Genomic DNA, 21,941 nt, shown 5'->3' with positions numbered 1-21,941 from the left:
TGCTTTACTTAACCAACACTAGTTAATGAACTCTTCAGTTCGAGTGTCTATTAAAGGTTATAGGCTGCTTCGAAAGCTTCAACCAGTTCTGGATAGAGAGATGCAGCGCTAGTCGACCGGATTTGATTAAACCCGTTAATGATAGTTTGTTCTGTAATGTTACCGTCACCAAGGCGATCCTGGAGAGCTGCTACATCTCCTGGTGCAACATTAGCAAGTTGGGTCGCAAGTTCCTGAAGCTCTTCAACGGTTGGGTTAGCCGCTGCAAGCTGAGGAAGTGTTACATCTTCTTCCAGGCCGAAAAGCTCTGTGATTGTTTGAGCGACTTCTTCAATTGCTTCTTCAGTAGTCGGCTCAGGAGTTGGTTCTCCTGCTTCACCCAGCGCTTCTTCAGCTGCTTCAAGCTGTGCTACCAGCTGTGGAGAAACATAGTTTCTCTCAAGAGCATTCAAGGAGTTGTAGTTTGCACGTGCTGCTTCGATCAGCTCGCGATCAGCTTCTTCAACTTCATCAAGTGCGGCAACGCGGGAAAGAAGTTCAATCGCGTAGTTCACGTTCTGAAGAAAAGCAGGAATGCCGACAACAAGCTGGTTACGGCCAGTGAGCTTGGATCCGTCGAAGGATGCGATTTCACGGTCAACAGTGATGACGTTGCTTACCTCAGGAACCGGAAGCTGGATTTCTCCGCCTTCACCAACCGGAACATTGTCTTCATACATGAAGAGCGAAGGATCTGTAACAGTGATGATCACTGTTTCATTTCCGGCTACGCCGTCACGGTTTTCGGCTTTGATTGAAGTGCCGACCGGAAGATCATGTCCGTTGATGCTCCACTTAGTGATGTCTGCCGCGCTGTTAGCAGCTGCAACACCTTCGGAGAATGTAACTGCGATGTCGACTTGAGTGTTGTTGCCTTCGACATTGTAGTTCTCGTATTCAGCTTTTACGAGATAGAACGGAGTGAGATCTGGGTTGACCACAGTCTTCTCCATTTCGAAGTCGTAAGTTGCCGTGTTGGCAGTGTTGCCTACATCGTCAGTCAGCTGGCTGAGAACGAGTTCGAAGTCAGTTTCCAGGTAACCGAAGTCAACAAGCTCTTGCAGGGAGTATGTGCCCGCTGGGATGAGAACAACACGGTTTTCCGTAACATCCTCAGCAAGTGTAACCTCACCTGCAGTTACAGTGAACTTGTTATCATAACCATCAACATAACCATTGACAGTCGCATCGACTTCAACTGTCTTGCCACCTGCAACTTTAGCAAGGATTGTGCCCTTGACTTCCGGAAGCGTGCCATTGTTGACAGACTCTTGCTTCTGGCTGAGTGTGTCTCCAGCATTGTCTTCTCCAGCAATCTTGACCGGTTCGTTGGTCGTAACTGTGAATGTGGAAGACGTGCCATCCTGAACAACTTCAGTGATTTCTGGGCTTGTAGTATCAGCCGAGTTCAGCGGAGAGCCGTCGTAGCTGAGGTCAAGTACAACCTGCTCAGCGTTTGTTACGCCGTTTGCAAGGTTCTGAAGGTCATCCTTCGCGTAAACAATACGGTATTCGTAGTTGTAGTAGTTGTCATTCGTACCTTCTGTATCATAGATCTGAGTCCAGTCTTCAGTAAGTTCGAATGCATACGTGTTTCCGCCAAGGTTGGAAACTTCCAGTCCAACTTCTTCATCAGTTGCTTCAGAAGTGATCGACTCCCAAGCTTCTGTGTCTTCGTTGTAAACCTGGAATGCAAAGTTTTCAACTTCAGCTGTGCGTACGTCTGTGTTGAATTCAACGATGAACTGCTCTGGAGATTCAACTGTGACTTCCGCAGATGGTTGGGTCGTATTCGCTTCAACTGTGAAGTTGAGGTTTTGAGTTGTCGCTTTGTTGCCAGCAAAGTCAGTTGCGTTTGCAACCTGGATGCTATGGTTACCGGCAGTGAAGTAGCCAGCAGGCGTAGGAGGTGTCGAATATTCGCCGCCCAGCGTGATGGATACAGTATCGCGGTTGTCTTCGAGCGTACGAGCATCGAATTCGCCGTATTCAATTGCTGCATCATCGTTTGCATTGTAAGTTCCGTCGATGAGGAAGTCAGCAGTGCCGTCTTCAATCGCTTCGGAGAACTTAACATTTACTTCGTTCAGGCCGCTGTTAGAAACGCCTGTCACTTCTGGTGTGCGTGCGTCTGTCAGAATGAACTCGGTAGCCGAGTTGGAGATTTTTCCGGATTCCGAGACAAAGTTCGTAACAACGACTACATGGCTGTTATCCAGAAGGTGCGAATCCTTTTCAAGGATAACTTCAACGGACTTGGAGTCGCCTTCTACAGGCTTGAGTCCGAGGATGCCATCAACGAGATAGTTGGATGCGCCGTCAATCGAACCTCCGCCAATCAGGCCGCCGTTGATGCGTTCAGGAGCGTTGAGTACGTTGATCGCTTCAGGCTTGAGGGCATGACGAACATCTGCTGGGTCAACAAGTGGATTTACGACTGTTGTAGGAGCTCCCCAAGAGCCATCAGCCTGACGATACTGGTAGTTCAGCTCGCCAGTCGGGCTTGTAACGACGAAGTCTTCAAGGGAAACTTCGCGGTCGAAGTGGAGTGTCACACGGTCAGTCTGGTTAGACTCAGCACCAGTCAGGTTGAGCGTTTCCACGTTCTGGCTGTAAGCCACGAATGTAATATGACCGTAAGTTTGCTTTTCGCCGATCAAGTCTTTGTAGCCTTCGGATGCTTCAGCTACTGTGGCCGTGATCAGGACTTCCAGGTCTTTGTTGCTCTGCTCGGAAGTCAGTGTTGCTGTTGCAACGCCGTCCTGTACAGTCACGCGCTCGGAAGAAAATGTTCCGTGTGTAGCGTCGAGTGCGAGGACAATGTTGTCTGCATCTGTGTCAACGTTGCCTTTTTCATCAAGGATGGAGAAAGTGATGACGGAAGTGTCTTTGCCGTCAGCAAGGAGGCTGTCTTTGGAAGCGTCAATGCCGATATCGCCTTCCCACTCAAGACCTGGTTCCGGATCTGGATCTGTTCCTGGATCTGGATTACCTGGTTCAGGCAGTGGCTTAGTTGGATCCCAGCCCATGGACACTTTGTACGCGCGCACGAGGAACGATGCGAATTGCGCACGGCTTGTTTTGTTGAATGGCTTGTAAGGGTTAGCGTTGGAAACACCGTTTTCGAGAAGGATTTCAATCTCTTTCTCGTAAGCGGAATTTGCTCCGTCGACAACCTTAGTGTCGCCTGCTTTGTCTTCAAGGTCGAATGCACGAACGAGAACGAGCGCGATCTGGTCACGGTTCATTTCTTTCGTCGGCATCAGGTTGTTGTTGGCACCCTGGAAGATTTCTGCATGCTTAACGATCTTCGAGTAAGTAACGAGCTCCTTGTCGGAAATCGAGTTCGGTACGTCTGCGAAGTTTGGTACGTCAGCAATGTTGTTGTCTTCGACATACTCATTAAGAGTCTTGCCGCTAGTCGCAACAACATACTTACCGAGCATCTTCGTGACGTCGCCGCGGTTAAGCGTCTTGTTCGGCTTGAAAGAGCCGTCGCCGTAACCGGAGAGGAATCCGAGCTCACGAGCTTCAATTACGTTTACGTAGTGGGAGCTGTCGGGACCGATGTCGTTGAACGACTTATTTGCCGTGTCAGCAACGTCTTGCCCTTGCGCAGCAACCGGAGCTACTGCGGATGCGACCATTGCGGCTGTCGCAGCGCCAGTCAAAAACTTTTTGTAAGTTTTTGTTGCCATAGAATATGTTCCTCCTTATTAATGAAGAAGTGATGCAATTTCTATCATTCGCAATAGAATAGCAGATTGATAGAAAGCTCAATGTTCATTATAGAGTATTACAATCTGATGTCAACGGATTTCAGTATGATTTCCATTTGATTTCGGGCATTTTGCAGAAGAATATCGAATATTATCACAAATGACGGCATTATTGTACAAAAAAGCGGGCCGGCATCATGTAGATGCCGGCCCGCTTTTTTATGGCCAATTGTTATATGCAACTTGGAACTATTCTATGGACAATTTCAGTATACAACCTGATTACAAAGTATTCAAGCTATTCTTTCCCGACCTGTTGAGTTCGATAGCCGCAGTCAGAATGACAAAGCCGATCATCAGGAAGAAAATGATGTCTAAAAGTCCTGTATGCAGGGAAACGATAAAAATCGTTGTGACGAACGCATATGCCACCGTCTGGTAATTTCGGACGCCGGTCAGTTTGACCTGATTGTAGAGCATGGAAATTACAGTACCGAAGACAAAGAATCCTGCAAAGACAAGCGGATAGCCGCCGTCGAGGAACAGTTGCCCCGTATAGGTTGGTGTCGTTGTCCGGTTCGGCCTAGTAATATACCGGCCATCTTCGACTGAGAGCGAGTTGACGACTTCGGTCACTTTTACCCGAGGGAAGACTTGGTCTCCAGGGAGAATACTTCCGAATGTACCCGCAATGAGCTCCCCTTTCAGGTAGTCTTCTTCTTGGGTATATTCAATGATTTTTGACAGGACGATATGCCCATTGACCAATTCACCGTTAAGCGAGCGAACCCATTCTGGCGTCTCATTCATGATCGCCTGGTCTCTTATTAACTTCTGCTTCTGCTGTTCTGACAGCTCGACATCCGGCTGTTCCCGGCTATTGAACGCTTCGTTTGGATCTTCAGTGGAGAATCGGATGAAGCCGAAGATTGAGAAGAACAGGGCGATGACGGCCATGCCGCCAAACAGCCACGACAACCTGATACGTTTGATGACGAAATGGAAAATGATCACACCGGTTAAGAGCATAACCGCGATCGGTGTTCTATAGCCCATAAGCAAGAAAAGCACCATCGCGCCAAAATAGATGGCTCCGTAGTTGAAGGCCTTCCGTTTCGTCAAATTCTCTTCCTTGAAGATCTTGATTGCCAATAGCAGAACGACGCCGAACCATAAGAGTTGGCTAAGCAGGTTCAACTTCGGGTCCAGGTTGCGCCGGACGGATTCGTCGGTCAGGCCGACCTGCCCGGTCGCAAGCATCCCGGCGTAGGCGATTGCCCCGATCATTGTCAGGATCCAGATGAACCAGACAGTCTTGCCCTTGAACATACCCAGCCCGAAATCCGGAAACACCCATCTGCCGCGGTCCGCCGCCCAGACACCGAAATAGTAGGCGATGAGCGAAAGAATGACTGCCGGCCAGACCGATACAGAGAGGTTGAAATACTCAAACCGGTGAAAGTCGAACATGCTGACCAGGAAGTACAACACGAGCACGAACGGCAAAAAGAAATATGGTGAGAATGCGCCGATCCGTCCAAGTCCGTCGGCGCTGTTTTTTAGCGTTGTTTTCATCATGTATGTTCATCATCATTTCGATGATGGCGTTCCTCCTTTGGCAAGCATCTCTTTCACAAATTCGTTTCGGAACAGCAGCATGACGGCGAAGTAGACAATCGCTCCAGTAATTCCGAGGACGACCAGGCGGATGATGCGGTGCCATTCTACCGAGCCCGGAACCAAGAAGTCAAATCCGTACAGATACGCCATCATCACGGCAACACCGACTATGATCTGCCCGGAGTTTTTGAGCAGATACCGGACATCAAATCCGCCGACTTCCTTATAGAGCGTCGTGAAGGTGATTCCGCAATAGAGCAGAGCCACGATTGAAGCGGACAACGCAATCCCCTGTGCCCCGTAGAACTGGGAAAAGATCCAGTTGGAAAGGATATTCAGGATGATTGATATCAGCCCGATCCGCATCATATAGTGACCTTTCTCAAGCGTATAGAAACCCTTCGCGGTAACAGCCTGGATACTATAGAAGAAAGCCGATCCGATATAGAGAACCGCATAAGATGTAGTCAGATCTGTTGCGCTTGCCGTGAAGGCGCCGCGTTCATATACTGTTCCGACGAGTTCGTGCATGAGGTACCACATGCCCGCCAGCATCGGTGTGAGGAAAACAAGCAGGTACAGATACCCTTTCTCAAGCCCCCGCTTGAACAGGGCAGGGTTCTTCTTATTGTGTGCTTCGGCGATGATCGGGAATGCGATTGTCGCGATCGTCACACCGAAGATTGCCTGCGGGATGTTGACGAGCCGGAACGCATAGTTCAGGTTCGACACAACCCCTTCCCCAAGGTCGGCTGCAAAGAACGTGTTGACCATCAGGTTAATCTGGCCGACGGCAATTGTCAGCCCGACAGGCCAGAAAATATGATAGAACTCCGACACTTCCCCGATGTCCATCTTCTGCTTCCAGTTGAGGAACTTCTTTGGTGTCCGGTAGATCACCTTCAGAAGAAGGCTCAATATCGTACCTACAAAGTACCCGACCGGTACGGCGATGATGCCCAGCTGTTTGTGGAAGAGAATCGCGAACAGGATGGTCATCAGGACGACGCTCGTCTGGGAAAAGACGCTGAATGAGAATTTCTTCTTTGCGTCAAAGTAACCTTCGTAGACGGCGTTCACACCGACCATGCAGAGAGATGCGAAATAAAGGGCCGCCGTCGCGGTTGCGATGGCAAATCCGTGCTCGAATTCCCCGAAGTTCGGATAAAATAGTCGGATAATCGGGCCGGATAAGAGTACGCCAAGTATGGACACGCCCAGCGTGATCCAAAACGTTCCCTTGACGATATTCGTCAGGTGCTCTTCTCCCCTGCCAATGGCATTGAACTTATAATAGCTCGGGAGAAACGCGTCTTTCATCCCGGTCAGTAAAAACAGGACGAAGGCGTTAGGAATCGTCATCGCTGCGAGATACGCATCAGCATGATAGGAATCACCGAACAGGCCGGCGATGACGAGGTCGCGGATCATGCTGGAAAATTTCAGGACAAATGTCGAGAACAGAAACAGGATCGATGCGACCTTCAGTTTACTCATGGGCACCGCCGCCTTTCTCATGCCGTCCGGTCAGGACCGCGATGAGAAACTTCGGCAGTTCCAGTTGCCTCCTCCACCGGGATGGTTCTTTCAGCAGGCGGTAAAGCCATTCAAGGCCCAGTTTCCTGAAGCCGGCCGGGGCACGTTTGATGTTTCCTGAGAACACATCAAACGACCCGCCGACTCCCTGATAGACAGACGGCACGAGGCGGTCCATGTTGCGGATGATGAAGTTTTCCTGGGTGGGGCTTCCGAGGGCGACAAACAGAATGGCTGCGCCGGACGCATTGATCGTGTCCAGTACCTGTTGCTCATCCTTGACATAGCCGTCAAGCGTCCCTGCGATGTTCAGGCTTGGAAATTTCGCCTTCATGCCGGCCGCTGCCTGATCGGCGACGCCTGGCTTGGCACCGTATAGGAAGACACCGTCACCGGTTTCAGCCGCACGTCCGCAGAGCCGCTCCATCATATCAACGCCCGTGATGCGATCGCGGATCGTCCCATTCTTCAGTCGGGAAGCGATTAGCACACCAACCCCATCCGGGATCTGGAAGTCAGCCGTATTCAGGATCTTGTGGAGTTCCGGGTCCTGCCTGGCTTTCATCAGTTTCTCCGGATTGATCGCGACGATGAACGACTTCTTCCCTTCCCGCTTGCGAGAAAAGATGAGGTCGAGCATCTCATCGAACCGCTCCGTATTGACCTGTACTCCGAAAAATTGTTCTTTCATTGGATTCACCCGTATATCGAGTCGATTTACTCGTTCGTATTGTCTTTATGGTCTCCCAGAAGGTATGTCCGGAAGCCCGCTTCCTTCCATACAGGGAGGTCGATGCAGTTCTTTGTGTCATAGATGATTTTCTCATCCATGGAATCTGCTACCTGGTTAGGCTGTAGGTTTTTAAATTCCATATGGTTTGTCAGCACAAGGATCATCACAGCGTCTTTTGCTGCTTCCTCAACGGAATTTACCTGTGTAGGATGGCTGCCTTCGTTCACATGCGGATCGAACGATGCAACGGTGAAGCCCTTTTCCTGAAGATGATTGATGACGTCAATGGACGGGCTCTGACGCATGTCATCGACATCCGCCTTGAAGGAAAGTCCGAGAACGGCGATTTTCCGTTCCGAGTCCCCTACAAGCTCCATTACCCTGTCAGCGACGAACTGCGGCATGCCGTCATTCGTCTTGCGTGATAGATGAATGATGTTGGATTGCTCAGGTGCCAGCTCAACGAGGAACCATGGGTCAACGGCGATGCAGTGCCCGCCAACGCCTGGTCCCGGCTGGTGAATGTTCACGCGCGGGTGGAAGTTTGCAAAGCGGATGGCATCCCAGATATTGACGTCCAGATGCTCACCGATTTTCGCCATTTCGTTGGCAAATGCAATGTTCACATCACGGTACGTATTCTCCATGACTTTAACAAGTTCCGCGGTCGTCGCGTCTGTGAGCTCGATCGGTCCCTTGACGAATGCTTCATAGAGCTCCTTCGTCATCTCCGCGGACTTTTCGTTGATGCCGCCGATGATGCGGCCGTTCTGCTCGAGTTCTTCGAAGATGCGGCCCGGAATGACCCGCTCCGGAGAGTGAGAGACGAACAGTTCTTCACCGATTGCGAAACCGGACTTTTCAAGCTCCGGAAGCATGACGTCCTCGACCGTCTTTGGAGGTACCGTAGACTCCAAGATGATGAGGTTGCCTTTTTTCAGATAAGGCACGATTGATGCTGTTGCCTTCCGGACGTATTCGAGGTCCGCAGTCCGGTCTTCGCGGATCGGGGACGGAACGGCCACGATGAACGCATCCGCTTCGACCGGCTCCGTGGAGACCGTCAGCATGCCGCTGTCAATCGCATTGTTTAAACGCTCCTGCAGCCCGTTTTCTTCAATATGAAGCTGTTTATTCGAAATCATCTCGACTGCACGCTGATTCACGTCCACACCATGTACGCGTACGCCGTGGTTTGCGAACATGACTGCAGTCGGCAGGCCGATGTAGCCCAGTCCGATGACACATAGATTCTTCGTCATTCCAAGTCTTCCTTTCCTGATGCAAAACTGCATTTACAAGTTAGGGGGCAAATCAATTTTCCCATTATAACACAATGAGGCTCCATTCGTCTTACCTGTCAGCAGGAGGGTTCCTGTCAAATGGTCTTAATGAAGAGATAAGCTCCTTTTCTCATGTAAATTCCTTCACGATCTGCAAAACGGGGGTGGATCACCAACGCATAAACCGAATTTGAAAGTAATGGTTTCTCCGGAGTAATCTTGAGTTCCAAGTCACCGGTTTGCTCTACCTTCACCGGAACTGTGATCGCGTCCCCCATTCTGATCAGCTCCACACGATTGGACGCGGCAGGAGCAGAAAAGTTCATCTTCTGAGAAAATGTGATGGTAAAGGATTTTCCCGGAGCTTCCATCTCAGCATCAGGAAATTCCGAATAACCTTGTTCAGTTAACCAACCTTTAGATAGGGCAGTATGGGCAAACTGCAATTCCTTGCCAGGCGGCGTCTCTTCGTCCGGCATCACTCCAAAGCTTTGGATTTTGGTACCACCCGGACCGATAAAGTGAGCGGTCGTGAGCTTCATTGCTCCTCCATCCGATAATTCAAAAAAGCTTTGAATGCTTCCTTTCCCATAGGTTTTTTGGCCGACCACCGTACCGGCCTGCTGGTCTTTGATAGCAGCAGCCACCAGCTCAGAGGCTGAAGCTGAATATTTATTGACGAGGACATATGGGTTCTGCGGAAATTTGATCTTAGCCGGCACAGACTTGACCCTAATGGATTCTTCGCGGTTATGCCGCGTGTAGGCCTCCGGAGCATTTTGGAACATGCCGATGATTTTTTCTGCGCTGCCCACCGAACCGCCTCCGTTATACCGGAGATCCAGAATTAGTTGCCGGGCTCCCATCCCCTTTAATTTTTCCCATTCCCGAATCACGGCTATCGGCGTTTCCACTTGAAACCTGGAAACAGCGATATATCCGGTATTACCGAAAAGAAAGCGCGACATCACATGTGAATCAGCCTCACTTCCAGGAAGGTCTCCGGTCAGCTGCCATGATTCTGAAGGGATATGTAATGTTCCGAGATAAGCTTCATATTCCTTCTTCGTTAGATACTCTGAATATTCGTCAAGCCCGGCCTCTATCTCCGCAATCGTCTTCATCTCATTTAAGTAAAGCGGGATATCCCCGTAGTAGTAGTTTTTTACATAGTGCTTGATTTCCTCAATCACATTAGCATGAACAGCTTGCGAAGCAAAGAGGACCGTGAGGAAAAAGAATAGCGCTGTTGATCGCTTCAGCATTGACCGACCCTCGTTTCTTTTTTCTCTTGATTATATCGCAGATGATGAAAGAGCGATATACGGTTTGAAAAGACCACAGTCATTTCCTGTATGAGTTACCTTACAGATCAAATTACACCTCAAAAAGATTTCAAGAAACTATAAAATGTGTTACTCTATTTCAAATGATAGACGCAAAGTTCAAATTAGCGTATTGGGGGTAAATTCAGCATGAGTCGACGTAAAAAGCGCCGCTTGAGAACAATTCTACTAAGTCTGCTGACAGTGGCATTACTGGTCGGCGGTTACCTGGTCTATGTTCTGAAGTTTAAAGAATACGATGTAGCTGATGAAGAAATTGAAAAGATTCAAGAAGAGGATTACCAGCTTGAGCTGCCGGATGGCACGGTCATCGGAGGCGACCCGGAACAATCCAGCGGGACAACCAGTGATCCGGAAACAGAAAATACGGGAACTGCCAATGGGGATTCTGCCGGGGGAGAAAATCAGTCAGCTGAAACCGGAGCCGGTTCTGCAGGAACTGATGAAAGTACCGGATCCACCGAGAAAATTGTCTCGGACCAGCCGGGTGGTGCCGGTTCCGCAGCAGTAGCCGGAGTTACCCAGTCCACATCCAAAGGCAGTGCAAGCGGCAACGGTTCAACTTCTTCCGCCGGCAATTCTTCAAATAATAGCGGGGCTTCTGTCGGAAGCGGTTCGTCTTCAAAACCGTCCGTCTCAGATATTAAGAACAAATACACGCCGACCTTCGACAGTTTCCAGGCCCAGGCAAACGGGAAAATCAGTTCCCTCGTAGGCCGTGCCAAAGCTGAGTACACCGAAAAGAAGCAAAACGGTGAGTCCATCAATTATGCCTACTTCTACCAAAAGTACATGGGGGCCGCAAACTCACTTGAAAGCCAGACTGATGCTGTTTTCAACCAGCTGATCAGTGAGGTTGAAAACGATCTCCAACGAAATGGCTACAGCAAATCCTACGCGCAAAGTTTCCGTGACCAGTACAATGCGGAAAAAGAAGCACTCAGAAGCAGTTTGCTGGATGCAGCCCGAAACTAAGTAAAAAGACCGCCGGATTTCCATTCAGGAAATTCCGGCGGTCTTTCGTTTGGGCACATTCCGTTTCATTAACAGAGCAATGAGGCTCAGGAACAGCGCCGCTCCGAATGCATCCAGCGCCACGTCACCGAGATAGGGCGTCCTGCCCCCTGTGAGCGACTGGTGGTACTCGTCCATAAACGCTGCGATGACGGTCAGGCCGAATGCAGCCAGGTAGCGGAACCGGATCTTGGGCAGCACGGCGAAGATGGCAGCAGCCAGCACGCCAAAGGAGACGATGTGTGCCCCTTTCCGGATAAGGAATTCAATGAAATGATAGTATCCCTTGGATTCCACGGAGATTGTCCGCCCCCAGTACGGGACTTGGAGCGTAGACAAGACCCCTTCCAGGGGCTGGCCCGGCAGCCATTCTTTCAGTTTCGGGATGAGCGACTGCTGTTCGTACGTCTGCCCGGATGAAAAGAAGAGCAGCGCAATGATCAGCAGAAGAAATAGGTACTTTTTCATACATTCATCATAATCCAGAAGGTCTGGTTTTAAAAGTCATTTTCTTGAGAAGTGATGGGTCCAGTAAAGTTCCCCTTCCGCGTTCTTGGCGAAGCCCGCTCCGATATGGGTAAAGCGCGGGTCGAGTATATTCGCGCGGTGGCCCTCGGAGTTCATCCAGGCCGTGACGACTTCACGGGCCGACTGCTGGTTCCAGGCGATGTTCTCGCCGATCCTCGTGAAGCTGTAGTCGAACATCGCCGCCATGTCCCACACCTGCCCGTATGTCGGAGATTCATGTTCGAAATAATTGTTCTGCGCCATATCCTCCGACTTCAGCTGTGCCATCGCGGAAAGTGCCGGGTCGGCTGTGAGCGGTGCGATGCCTCGCGCCTCGCGCTCCGCATTGACCAGAACGATCGTCTGCTGGCTGATTTCCTCCTGTGGGCTCGGCGGATTCGGAGAGGCGTCAGTCAGGTCGATGTACTGTTCGCTTTCCTTGTCATAGACGATTTCCCCGGCATCGCGCTTCCGGTCAAACTCCAGTGCGCGGCTCGAGAACGCGGCAAACTGGGCGCGAGTGACGGGACCGTTCGGATCGAATCTGCTGTTTGCCCGGCCGGTTGTGATTCCAAGTTCGGCTATCGTCGTGATATATGTGTGGAACTCTCCTGCCGGCGTGTCGACGAAGAACGACAGGTCGTTGTCATCGGTGATGATATCGAACGACTCGACGATGATTTTCGCCATCTGTGCGCGGGACAGGTTTTCTTCCGGACGGAATAACTCTGCGTTCCGGAACACACCGCTGTGCGTCAGGTCACGGATATAGCCGTAGGCCCAGTGATTTGAAGTGGCATCCGTAAACTGTGTCCGGAAGTCGCTTGGTGCTTGCTGCGGATTCGTGAGTTCATGAAGCACTTTGGCGCTTTGCGCACGGGTGAGCAGGTTGTTCGGGTAGAACCGCCCGTTCGGGTAGCCATTCAATGCGCCAAGTTCCGCCAGTTCATGAATCTCATCGGCGGCCCAGAACGTCGGTGCGACGTCTGTGAAGGTTTTAGTATCTGCAGATGCAGCGGACGGCAACGTGAAAGCCAGCAGGACGGCGGCGAGCAGTTTCCTCAGCATATGAAGACCCCTTTCCTGGTATCTTCCTATGAAAATACCCGGTCCGAGGAGATTTAAAGATTTTCTGCACAGGAAAAAAGGACCCTTTTTCCAGGTCCTTTCCTGATTACAGCTGTGGCAGGTCCGGGACGATTGTGCGGGTGTCTCCCCGCAGCTTACCGACAAACCTGCCGAGCCGCTCCATTCCCTTCTCCAGCTGGTCCATGCTGGCAGCATAGGAAATCCGGATATGTCCCTCCCCGTACATCGTGAATGCACTGCCGTGGACGACCGCCACGCCCTCCTCCTCGAGGGCCCGGATGGCGAAGTCTTTCGAGGTGATCGGGAATTCTTCTATCGAAGGAAATGCGTAGAATGCACCGGTCGGGCGGACGAGCGGGAGATTCATTTCTTTCAGTGAGGCGGTGATGAACTGCCTTCGCTGGATATAGGCCCGGTTCATTTTTTCGGGTGCTTTAGTGTTTCCTGTATACGCCTCGATTGCCGCATACTGAGATGGTGTCGGTGCGCAGATGGCATTGTACGCGTGAATCTTCACAATGTGCTGCATCACCTCTGCCGGCCCGAACAGCACGCCGATCCGCCACCCTGTCATGGAATGGGACTTTGATAGGCCGTGGATCAGGAAAAGCCTGTCGCGGAGCGCAGGATAAGCCCCGAATGACTGATGCGGCGTGTCGAACGTGTTCTCGGAATAAATATCGTCGGAGAGGATAAAGACCTCGTGCCTGGCAAGCACTTCGGCAAGCCGGTCCATCCGGTCTTTCGGAATCGCGACACCGGTCGGATTCGACGGGTTGTTGAAGATGACCACTTTCGTCTTCGGCGTGATCAGCTTCTCAAGGGCATCTGCTTTCGGAATGAACCCGGTGCGGCGGGTATCCAGATAAACTGGAGTCGCACCGGCAAGCCGGATCAGCGGCTCATAGCCTGCATAGATCGGCACCGGAATGATTGCCTCATCCCCAGGCTCAAGAATCGTCCTGAGCACCGCATCCATCGAGCCGCTCCCGCCCGCCGTGATCACCGTCTCGCTCACCGGATCATAGCGGAACCCATACTTATTGCCGTAGTACGCGGCAGCCGCCTGCCTCAGCTCTGGCAGCCCCGCATTCATCGAATACCCCGTTGCCCGCTGCCCGATTGCCTGCCGTGCCGCTTCCTTCACCTCATCCGGCGGCGGGAAATCCGGCTGGCCCACCGTCAGATTCACCGCCCCCGGATGCGCCGGCAGCCGGTTCGACATCTGCCGGATCCCCGAAAGCGGCGTCTTCTCCACCAGCGGATTGATCCTGAGCGCCATTTTGATCATCCTTTCCTTATCAGTCAGTTTATGAGCGAGATGAGCTGAAGAGACTGTCTCGAGGGGAAACGTTGATGATGTTTGTTGAGACGTTGATTATCTAAAGTGAGACGTTGATTAAGTTTATTGAGACGTTGACATCTTTATTGAGACGTTGATTTTCTACTCTCCTCCGCCCATTTCAGCGGTCCTTTGCCAATCTTGTAATAACTCGTCCCAGGCGGTTCACCGAACTTATTCAGCTCCAAAGATTTCAGGATTCTTGTCGCCTGGGAACTATGCCCAATCATAAGAAACTCTCTGCATTGCTTATTGGTAATTTCCAGGTTGATCAATATCAAGCGGTCTTCAACCGCCTGGCGCACCGCTTCTCTTCCCGGTATTTCACAAGTCCTGCAATACCACCCCCGTCCCTGGTAAGCAAGGATTCTTTGATTGCACTGAAGGCACAGTACTCCTCGGCGGAACATGAGCGGACTGAGATCCCTCTCCATGCACAGTGGTTGTTCCTGCTGTTCTTCCACACGTGGGCCGAAAAGTCTGGATAGCTGATTAACTGTGACTGCAGATAGGATTGGATTGTCAGAGCGAAGTGAGCGGAAATGACGCGCAAGCTGTTTTCGGTACAGGAGCGGGAACGTGACCGGCCGCTTCTTCACGACTGTGTTTTGATTCGCCAAGACTACTGCCCCATAGATTGGCAACGAAATCTGATGGCTTGCCAGAAACTGATTAAGGCCGCTGATCTGCCGGTCCAGCTGATGTACATAGCAATCGAACTCATCGGCTTGACCGTTTTCCCGGATGCGGACGGTCTTCCCTTCCTCTTCGTTGAAAAAGAGCGTCCCGGCAATATTCTTCACTTCAAGGACCAGTGCAAAGCTTGGCGTGAGAATCAGGACATCGATTTCGACCCGGTAGCCCTTTCTGATCAGCAGTGAGGCGTTTCTAAATACATGCGTCCCCTCGGGAAAAATCATTTCAGAAAGTGTCTGCTCTACAGCCTCTTCCCCAACCCTCCCTGCTTTTTTCCGATAAAGGATGGCTTCGATATCTTCCAACGCCTGCCTTCTCTCCCGTTTAAACTTCCTATCGTTGGTGGCGACGCCCAGCATCGCCTCAACTGTCGGCACATCATGCGGCTCGTTAATAACCGGTTCTTGATGTTGGAGACGAACAACGGCGCGCTCCAGGCTATGGATCTCCCAGTCAGTCGAGTTCATTTGCAGCTCCTCTCCGGCCGGAGGGGGAACGCAAATAAAAAGCGTCCGACTTTGTTTCCTTTACCATAAGCGAAGGAGAGCCGTGACGCAATATCTGAATTTTTAATTATTAGAATAAGAGATAATCAACGTTTCAATGAAGTTAATCAACGTCTCATTAAACTTAGTCAACGTATCAGTGAAGATAATCAACGTCTCACTCCACTATATCAACGTTTCACCTAATCCCTCGCCGTCTCCTCCTTAGCACGCCGCTTCTTCCACAAGTCCTCCGCCGCTCCTGATCCGAAGAGGACACCGGTGACAATCAGGATGAGTCCGAGGAGGTGGCGGACAGTTAACACTTCGCCGAGGAAGAGCGCTGAGCCGAGAAGTGCGACGAGTGTGTTCAGGTTCATGAAGATCGCCGCTTTGGTCGGGCCGGCCTGGCCGACGGAGTAGTTGTAGAGCATGTGGCTGATGGCGGTACCGAACAGCGCACTGATTCCGAAGACCAGCCAGAAGATCGGCGGGACTTCGCCGAACGCGGCCAGTTCACCGGGTTCCACAATCAGTCCGATGATGAACAGTGTGGAGCCGCCGATCAGAAGCATGTAGGCGGTCAGCAGCCGCGGGTCGAGTGTCGCGGCTGCTTTGGCGACGATGAGGAAACTTAGCACCTGGACGGCGATGGACAGGAAGATGAAGACGTCCCCCTGTGAAATATCCGAAAGCCCGCCTCCCGCCAGGACGACGGAGCTGACCCCGATGAGTCCGAGCAGGACGCCGAGCCACTGCAGTTTTGACGGGAACACCCGAATCAGCAGCGAGGAGAACACCGCAGTCAGGAACGGGCCGGTACCGAGGATCAGTGCGGCGTTCGTGCCGGAGGTCATCGTCAGTCCCGCATTCAGAAAGTAGTGATGCGCCACGACGTTCAGCAGCATCCCCGGGATTATGTAAATCCATTCCGTACGCCGTGGAAGACGGATGATTTTCATGGCCGTGAGAATGATGAATACGATGATGCCCGCAGTGAAGATCCGGAGGGAAGTCATCGTGACCGGCCCCACATACCCGAGCAGGTACTTCAGCATCGGGAGGTTCAGCCCCCACATGAACATCACGAGCGTCAGCATCAGATAAATCTTCCACATGGGCCGGTCTTCCTTTCCTCCGCCTGCAAGGCATGGTCTGTCATAGATGTAAGTATATCAGACCGCAAGAAAGCCGCCGCAATAAAAAGCCTGCCAGGACAGGCAGGCCGTTCAGCCGATGATGCCAAGGCAGTGCTGATAGAGTTTGGCCGTGACCAGGCAGTCGCCGACGGCATCGTGTGCGTCGTGCTCCAGCTTCAGGTAGCGGCTCAGCGTCGTGAGTTTATGGTCAGGCGTTTCAGTGATGACTTTCCGGGAAAGTTGGACCGTGTCGATCACTGTGTATTCCGGGATGGGAATGCCGTGCAGGTCTTCGATGGCGTAGAGGAAGCCCATATCGAATGCGGCGTTATGCGCGACGATCGGGAGGTCGCCGATAAAGTCGATCAGCCCGCCGATGACTTCGTCGATCATCGGGGCATGCTTCACTGAGTCGTTTGTGATCCCGGTCAGCTGTGTGATTCTTGGTGAGATGTGCCGCTTCGGGTTGACGAGCGTCTCGAATGTGCCGGTTCTTTCATGGTCCTTGTATTTGACTGCACCGATCTGGATGATCCGGTCCGCGCCTGAACGGAATCCGGTTGTCTCAAAGTCCAGGACGACATAGCTTGCGGCTTTCCTAACAGAAGTCTTGTATCGTCTCGGCCGCCTCGGCGGCCGTGCCTGTTTTCGTTGCTGACGGATCTTTTCTTCCAGCAGAGTTTCCACTTCCCGCCTCGGGTTTACCATAGGTATCCACCGCCTTCTGTCTAGTATTCTTCTATTTCCGTTTTTCCGGTAATGTAATCATATTGTAATATTTATTTTCCACAGAAAAAACCCGTTCCGGAAAATTTCCCGGAACGGGTTTTGATCTGGTTATCTCTTTGCCGTGAAAGTGCCCGGGCCGTCCGCCTTGAACGTGCCGGTGCTTCCCTTCACTTTCAGCTTGTAGGTCTTGCCGCTGTCGCTGTCGCTGACAGTCAGCTTGTTCGTCTTCTGGATACCGCTCAGGTCAACCGGAATGGAGACGTCCAGTTTCTGCTTGCCGGTGTCGATGCGGTTGCCTGCGTCATCCAGAAAATGGACCGAGTAGACTTCCGAAATGGCGTCTTCCTCTGCCGATTGTTCCTTGCCGAGTACGACGGTGACATCGCCTGCAGCGGAAAGCTGGCCGATCAGCTTTTTGTCAAAGGTGAAGCCGGCGTCGCCGCTCTGGACGGACAGGCCTTTTTTCGCGTCCGCAATCTGGCCGAGCTGCGCCGCGGTCAGTGCCACTTCCGCCACTCCCTCAAATTCCGGAACGCTGACGACCACTTCGTTTGAAGATTTGTTCCCGAGCTGCTCGTCCAGATTTTCGTCCGGTACCGTGATCACAGGTGTTTCAGGCTCCGAATAGATCACTGTGGCAGCCGTGTTGCCTGCCGCGTCTTTAACGGAAAGCCGCGCTGTTTTGCCGGCACCTATCTTGCCGCTGAGATCTGCCGTGAAGCTGCCGTCCTGAGAAAGCACGACAGCCTCTGTCGCAACGACTTCTTCACCGGAGACGACTTCAATTTGGGCATTCAACTTCGAATTCAGGTCATAGTCCAGGCCATACGGCGCAAGGACCGCCTTGTAGTCGACATACTTGTCGATGACCCGGCCGGTGACCGTCGTGCCGTCCGCAGAAGCCTCCACGACAGGCTCGGTGGACTTCACGAAGATTGGTCCGACGTAGTCAGCGACCACAGGAGGGTTGCCCGATACCGTCAGGGCGGTCAGGTCGATGGTATAGACGCCCTCCGGTATAGCGGCCTGCCCGCTGCCATCCCATGGCATATACGTTCCGCCGATATTCAGGCTATAGGAGCCTGCCGGGAGGGATTCGCCGGCATGGAGATAGCCGATATAGCCGTCTTCATAAACGCCGCCTTCAGGGTCCTCGATATCCCAGAGCTCAATCATGTTGGTGCCGAGGTCTCCCGTGACCTTGAACGACAGCAGTGCGGAATCGTTTACTCCGTCCCCGTTAAATGACAGATCCGTTCCAGAGATGTCCATGAATTCGATTGCCGTTGCACTTTCCGGACCAAACTGGGCCGCGAACGGCAGCGAGAGTTCGGCTTCCGGACCGGTGATGCGGACATACCCGAGCAGCTCATCGCCCGCTTCGGCTTCCGCCTGCGGCGCAATCAGCGTGACGGTGAGTTCTTCCTCGCCATCAAGCGTGAAGTCCGACTTGTCGACGGTGACTTTCGCGTCGCCGAACGCTTTCGTCGTCTGCACGGTGACGGTATAATCGCCGCCCGCTCCGGCAACATCTTTCACTTTGACTGTCTTCGATACTTCAACGTCCCCTTCAGCAACCTGCTGGAGCTTGCCGAAGGTGATCGTGCCTTTTACGTTGTCCACGATATTTCCTTTACCGTCAGCGTCTGCCGTATCGTACGAATAGGCGAGCGCTTCAGGGAAAGCGGCCTCGTAAGGCTGGACACGCCCAGCCCCCTGGGAGAACACATCATATTTCTCCGTGTCGAGAAGCTTCGCTGTATTCGAAAGCGACACTTTCACATCGAATGGTGTCCAGCCGGGGTTTGCCTGCTGGACAAGCGCCGCGATGCCAGCGACATGAGGCGTCGCCATCGACGTGCCTGTCTTGCGCGCGTACGCCTTGCTGTAGTCGGCATCCGGCACGTCCGGCTTGTATGCCGGGATGGCTGACATGATGTTCGTGCCCGGCGCGGAGACGTCCGGCTTGATGTCGAAGTCCGGTGTCGACGGTCCGCGTGAGCTGGAGTTGTTCACCTGGTCGCCCTCGGACATCTGTGTCAGGACGTTGCCGAAGGACACCGTGCCTTCTCCGCTGCCGATCGCCGCACGGAAGGCTTCCCCGTCCGTCTGGCTCATGTCGAATGTCGGGATGTATTCAAAGTCGCTGCCGAGATAGGTCCCGGAAGCATCAGGGGCATTCGACCCGCCTGCGAAGTTGTGGATCAGCACGGCAGCAGCACCGTGCTTTTTCGCAGCCGAAATCTTATCCACGAACGGGATTGCGCCGCGCGCAACAAGCGCCACTTTGCCGCGTACATCAATGCCCGCATAGTCTGCATCCGCCCCGGTTCCCGGAACGGCGACGACCGCAAATTCCCCTTCGAGCTGTGAAGCCGTGTCGGCGCCGAAAGTGGTCGCCATGAGATTCATAGGAACGTCCGCCCCGTAGTCTCCTGCGGACAGACGGACATCAGCGGAAACCGTTTCTTCCGGCTTCGTCGTGTTGCCGACCGCGATGCCGAGCGTCGCAGTGGCCGGTGTGCCGATCGTGCCGCGGTTCGGACCGGAGTTTCCGGTCGCCACAACGGCAATTGTGCCCTGGAGCATCGCGTTGTTGATGGCGAACGAGTCTGCGGAGATGGATGTGTTGCTGCCGCCTCCGAGAGACAGGTTGATGACATCCATCCCGTCTTCGACCGACTGCTCGATCGCTGCAATGATCCAGGACGTTGCGCCGCTGCCGTACGCGCCGAGGACGCGGTAGGCATGAAGCTCGACATCAGGCGCGATGCCCTTGATGCCGTATTCGTTGTTGCCGGCTGCCGCGATCGTGCCGGCCACGTGTGTGCCGTGCGAAGTGTAGAATGAGAGACCCTGTGCATTGAATTCCGCCATATGGTCCGGCCGGTCAAGCGGCGTGGTCTCCATTGGATCATCGTCAGCGCGCGGACGCGCGTAGTTAGACGTGTGCGGCACGAAGTTCTGGCCGCCTGCGTAGTTGTCGCGGAAATCCGGGTGGTGGTAATCAATGCCGGTATCGATGACCCCTACCTTGATCCCCTCCCCGGTGAGCCCCTCATTCCAGAGGCGCTCGATCCCGAGGAAGGTGTTCGTGGAGTCCATTTGGACACCCGCCCGGCCGTCCTCGGACGGCACTTCCATCGCTTCGCGCATAACATCCGGCTCGACGACTTTGACGCCCGGTACATCCAATAGTTTCTCAAGGTCGTCCGCCTTGACGGTCGCCGCGAACCCGTTCAGGACCGTCTCGTAGGCATAGCCTTCCTTGACAAGCAGCTTGGCCGCTTTCATCGCCTGCTTGGCGCGCTGCTGTTCTGCCTTGATGGCGTGGACCTGCTTGGCCCGGTCAGATGCCTGGAACGGTAGTTTCTTGATCTTCTTTTTGCCTTCCGCTACCGCCACGGGCTCTTCTGATAACTGAATGATGACATTGACTTCCTGCTGCCCTTTTAGCCCCTGCAGATCAGGATGCAACTGTGGCAGTGCGTTTCCTGACTTGTCCTGCATGGCAATCGCCATCTTTTGCTGCATGAGTGCCTCGCCCTGTCCTTGTGCCGGCTTCAGCCCTTCGGCAAATGCACCGGCCGGCATGATGAGCGACAGGACCATCAGCAGGATCATGAATAAAGTGAGCCTGCGCCTTTTTGTCCCCTCCAAAATTTCTCCCCCTATCCAAAATGTTCATACTATGTGGAACATTTTTAATATAGCATGTGGAATAGGAAGAAAAAGATGGAGTTTTCGGCCATGACTTTTAGGCTATATCTAGGAATTTCCATGCTTGGCTATACATTTAGGACGGAACATACTGCCCCTATTTTACAGCACAAAAAATGAACCTTTGGACGCAGGGTTAACTCACAGGTCCAAGGGTTCATTTTTTCAGTTTGGGCTGTTTCAGCGTGACATCAAGCGTACCGTCTTCCTGCAATTGAGCGAAAAACACCTGGTCCGAGCGGGACACCCCATGCTTGCCGATCTCCTCCAGAAGCCATTCCTCACTCAACCCGTACATCCCGAGATTTTTCCGGTTGACTCTCCCGTCCGCGATGATTTCCGAAGGCATGTACTGGGGATGGCCTCCACCTGCCTTTACATCTTTTTTGGTGGCAGGCAACTGCTGGACTTTCTGAAGGACACTCAGCGCACCATTCGGTTCCAGAACAGCATACTGAACATCTTTTATGGCAAAGATCCCGGTTTCCCGGAGCATCATGTTCAAATCATCCAGATGCAGCTGAACAGATTTCATCGCCTGTTCGTCAATCCGTCCGTCCCTGACCACAATGGTCGGCTGATTGTCGAGAATCACCCTGCTGCCGCCCCATTTCAGGGTGATGAAGCTCAGGAGCACCGTCAGAAGTGTCCACACAGCAAGTGAGACCATTCCGTTCCAGAACGGCGTCTCGCTTTCCCCTGCAATGTTTGCTGCAATCGAGCCGATCGTAATTCCTGTGATGTAATGGAAAAACGTCAGCTGGCTCATCTGCTTCTTGCCGAGCAGCCGGGTCAGAAGCAGGAGTGCCGCAAATGACAGCACCGTCCGGACAATCATTTCCCAGAAGTGGACATCTGCCCACCCTTCTCCCCAGCCTTCAAACATCACGACGCACCCTCTCATTCGTTTTCTTCCTTCAATCCTGCCGCTCCCGGGCCGCTTT

At 52.7% G+C, this 21,941-nt stretch carries 15 protein-coding genes; 1 reads left to right on the top strand and 14 read right to left on the bottom strand.

The features are described 5' to 3' along the window. Positions 1–50: 50 nt before the first annotated feature. The 6 genes from C772_RS01275 to C772_RS01250 all read right to left on the bottom strand — a co-directional run bounded on the left by C772_RS01275 (position 51) and on the right by C772_RS01250 (position 10,195). Positions 51–3,737, bottom strand: coding sequence for an S-layer homology domain-containing protein (locus C772_RS01275; protein WP_008296722.1), 3,687 nt, complete (start codon positions 3,735–3,737; stop codon positions 51–53). A gap of 303 nt (positions 3,738–4,040) precedes the next feature. Further along, complete coding sequence (locus tag C772_RS01270) at positions 4,041–5,336, bottom strand: oligosaccharide repeat unit polymerase (protein WP_008296720.1); 1,296 nt, start codon at positions 5,334–5,336, stop codon at positions 4,041–4,043. 12 nt (positions 5,337–5,348) lie between these two features. Further along, a complete protein-coding gene (gene murJ / locus C772_RS01265; protein ID WP_008296718.1) occupies positions 5,349–6,875 on the bottom strand; it encodes a murein biosynthesis integral membrane protein MurJ in 1,527 nt (508 codons plus the stop codon). Next, positions 6,868–7,605, bottom strand: coding sequence for a WecB/TagA/CpsF family glycosyltransferase (locus tag C772_RS01260; RefSeq protein ID WP_008296716.1), 738 nt, complete (start codon positions 7,603–7,605; stop codon positions 6,868–6,870). Before C772_RS01260 ends, murJ begins: the two co-directional genes overlap by 8 nt. Before the next feature lie 26 nt (positions 7,606–7,631). Next, entirely contained in the window at positions 7,632–8,909 is a 1,278-nt protein-coding gene (locus C772_RS01255; protein WP_008296714.1) for a nucleotide sugar dehydrogenase, read from the bottom strand. Between the two features lie 116 nt (positions 8,910–9,025). Further along, a complete protein-coding gene (locus tag C772_RS01250) occupies positions 9,026–10,195 on the bottom strand; it encodes a S41 family peptidase (RefSeq protein WP_008296711.1) in 1,170 nt (389 codons plus the stop codon). A 210-nt stretch (positions 10,196–10,405) separates the two neighbouring features. Between C772_RS01250 and C772_RS01245 the strand changes: the two genes are divergently transcribed. Continuing rightward, a complete protein-coding gene (locus tag C772_RS01245; protein WP_008296710.1) occupies positions 10,406–11,251 on the top strand; it encodes a hypothetical protein in 846 nt (281 codons plus the stop codon). A 24-nt stretch (positions 11,252–11,275) separates the two neighbouring features. Here C772_RS01245 and C772_RS01240 read toward each other — a convergent pair whose 3' ends face one another. The 8 genes from C772_RS01240 to C772_RS01205 all read right to left on the bottom strand — a co-directional run bounded on the left by C772_RS01240 (position 11,276) and on the right by C772_RS01205 (position 21,901). Then, positions 11,276–11,758, bottom strand: coding sequence for a VanZ family protein (locus C772_RS01240; RefSeq protein WP_008296707.1), 483 nt, complete (start codon positions 11,756–11,758; stop codon positions 11,276–11,278). Between the two features lie 36 nt (positions 11,759–11,794). After that, entirely contained in the window at positions 11,795–12,865 is a 1,071-nt protein-coding gene (locus tag C772_RS15965; RefSeq protein WP_008296705.1) for a CAP and S-layer homology domain-containing protein, read from the bottom strand. A gap of 106 nt (positions 12,866–12,971) precedes the next feature. Further along, positions 12,972–14,168: an aminotransferase class I/II-fold pyridoxal phosphate-dependent enzyme gene (locus C772_RS01230; RefSeq protein ID WP_008296703.1), complete on the bottom strand. Its 1,197-nt coding sequence runs from the start codon at positions 14,166–14,168 to the stop codon at positions 12,972–12,974. Positions 14,169–14,311: 143 nt separating this feature from the next. Then, complete coding sequence (locus C772_RS01225; protein ID WP_008296701.1) at positions 14,312–15,391, bottom strand: nuclease-related domain-containing protein; 1,080 nt, start codon at positions 15,389–15,391, stop codon at positions 14,312–14,314. Positions 15,392–15,612: 221 nt separating this feature from the next. Further along, positions 15,613–16,527, bottom strand: a complete 915-nt coding sequence (locus C772_RS01220) for a DMT family transporter (protein WP_008296700.1) — start codon at positions 16,525–16,527, stop codon at positions 15,613–15,615. Between the two features lie 111 nt (positions 16,528–16,638). Then, the gene (locus C772_RS01215) at positions 16,639–17,256 is read right to left on the bottom strand and encodes a 3'-5' exonuclease (RefSeq protein WP_008296698.1); all 618 of its coding nucleotides are present in this window, start codon (positions 17,254–17,256) and stop codon (positions 16,639–16,641) included. Positions 17,257–17,385: 129 nt separating this feature from the next. Next, on the bottom strand, positions 17,386–20,937 hold the full coding sequence (locus C772_RS01210; protein ID WP_008296696.1) for a S8 family serine peptidase: 3,552 nt from the start codon (positions 20,935–20,937) through the stop codon (positions 17,386–17,388). 217 nt (positions 20,938–21,154) lie between these two features. After that, on the bottom strand, positions 21,155–21,901 hold the full coding sequence (locus tag C772_RS01205) for a YetF domain-containing protein (protein WP_235046354.1): 747 nt from the start codon (positions 21,899–21,901) through the stop codon (positions 21,155–21,157). Positions 21,902–21,941: the final 40 nt, after the last annotated feature.

The organism is Bhargavaea cecembensis DSE10 (genome assembly GCF_000348905.1).
Classification (GTDB): domain Bacteria; phylum Bacillota; class Bacilli; order Bacillales_A; family Planococcaceae; genus Bhargavaea; species Bhargavaea cecembensis.
This window is presented reverse-complemented; position numbering and strand designations above follow the sequence as displayed.

Bases quoted from the DNA above. Each gene is read 5' to 3' on its own strand.
- C772_RS01275 (WP_008296722.1), bottom strand. From the start codon at position 3,737: ATGGCAACAAAAACTTACAAAAAGTTTTTGACTGGCGCTGCGACAGCC.
- C772_RS01270 (WP_008296720.1), bottom strand. From the start codon at position 5,336: ATGATGAAAACAACGCTAAAAAACAGCGCCGACGGACTTGGACGGATC.
- murJ (WP_008296718.1), bottom strand. From the start codon at position 6,875: ATGAGTAAACTGAAGGTCGCATCGATCCTGTTTCTGTTCTCGACATTT.
- C772_RS01260 (WP_008296716.1), bottom strand. From the start codon at position 7,605: ATGAAAGAACAATTTTTCGGAGTACAGGTCAATACGGAGCGGTTCGAT.
- C772_RS01255 (WP_008296714.1), bottom strand. From the start codon at position 8,909: ATGACGAAGAATCTATGTGTCATCGGACTGGGCTACATCGGCCTGCCG.
- C772_RS01250 (WP_008296711.1), bottom strand. From the start codon at position 10,195: ATGCTGAAGCGATCAACAGCGCTATTCTTTTTCCTCACGGTCCTCTTT.
- C772_RS01245 (WP_008296710.1), top strand. From the start codon at position 10,406: ATGAGTCGACGTAAAAAGCGCCGCTTGAGAACAATTCTACTAAGTCTG.
- C772_RS01240 (WP_008296707.1), bottom strand. From the start codon at position 11,758: ATGAAAAAGTACCTATTTCTTCTGCTGATCATTGCGCTGCTCTTCTTT.
- C772_RS15965 (WP_008296705.1), bottom strand. From the start codon at position 12,865: ATGCTGAGGAAACTGCTCGCCGCCGTCCTGCTGGCTTTCACGTTGCCG.
- C772_RS01230 (WP_008296703.1), bottom strand. From the start codon at position 14,168: ATGGCGCTCAGGATCAATCCGCTGGTGGAGAAGACGCCGCTTTCGGGG.
- C772_RS01225 (WP_008296701.1), bottom strand. From the start codon at position 15,391: ATGAACTCGACTGACTGGGAGATCCATAGCCTGGAGCGCGCCGTTGTT.
- C772_RS01220 (WP_008296700.1), bottom strand. From the start codon at position 16,527: ATGTGGAAGATTTATCTGATGCTGACGCTCGTGATGTTCATGTGGGGG.
- C772_RS01215 (WP_008296698.1), bottom strand. From the start codon at position 17,256: ATGGTAAACCCGAGGCGGGAAGTGGAAACTCTGCTGGAAGAAAAGATC.
- C772_RS01205 (WP_235046354.1), bottom strand. From the start codon at position 21,901: ATGAGAGGGTGCGTCGTGATGTTTGAAGGCTGGGGAGAAGGGTGGGCA.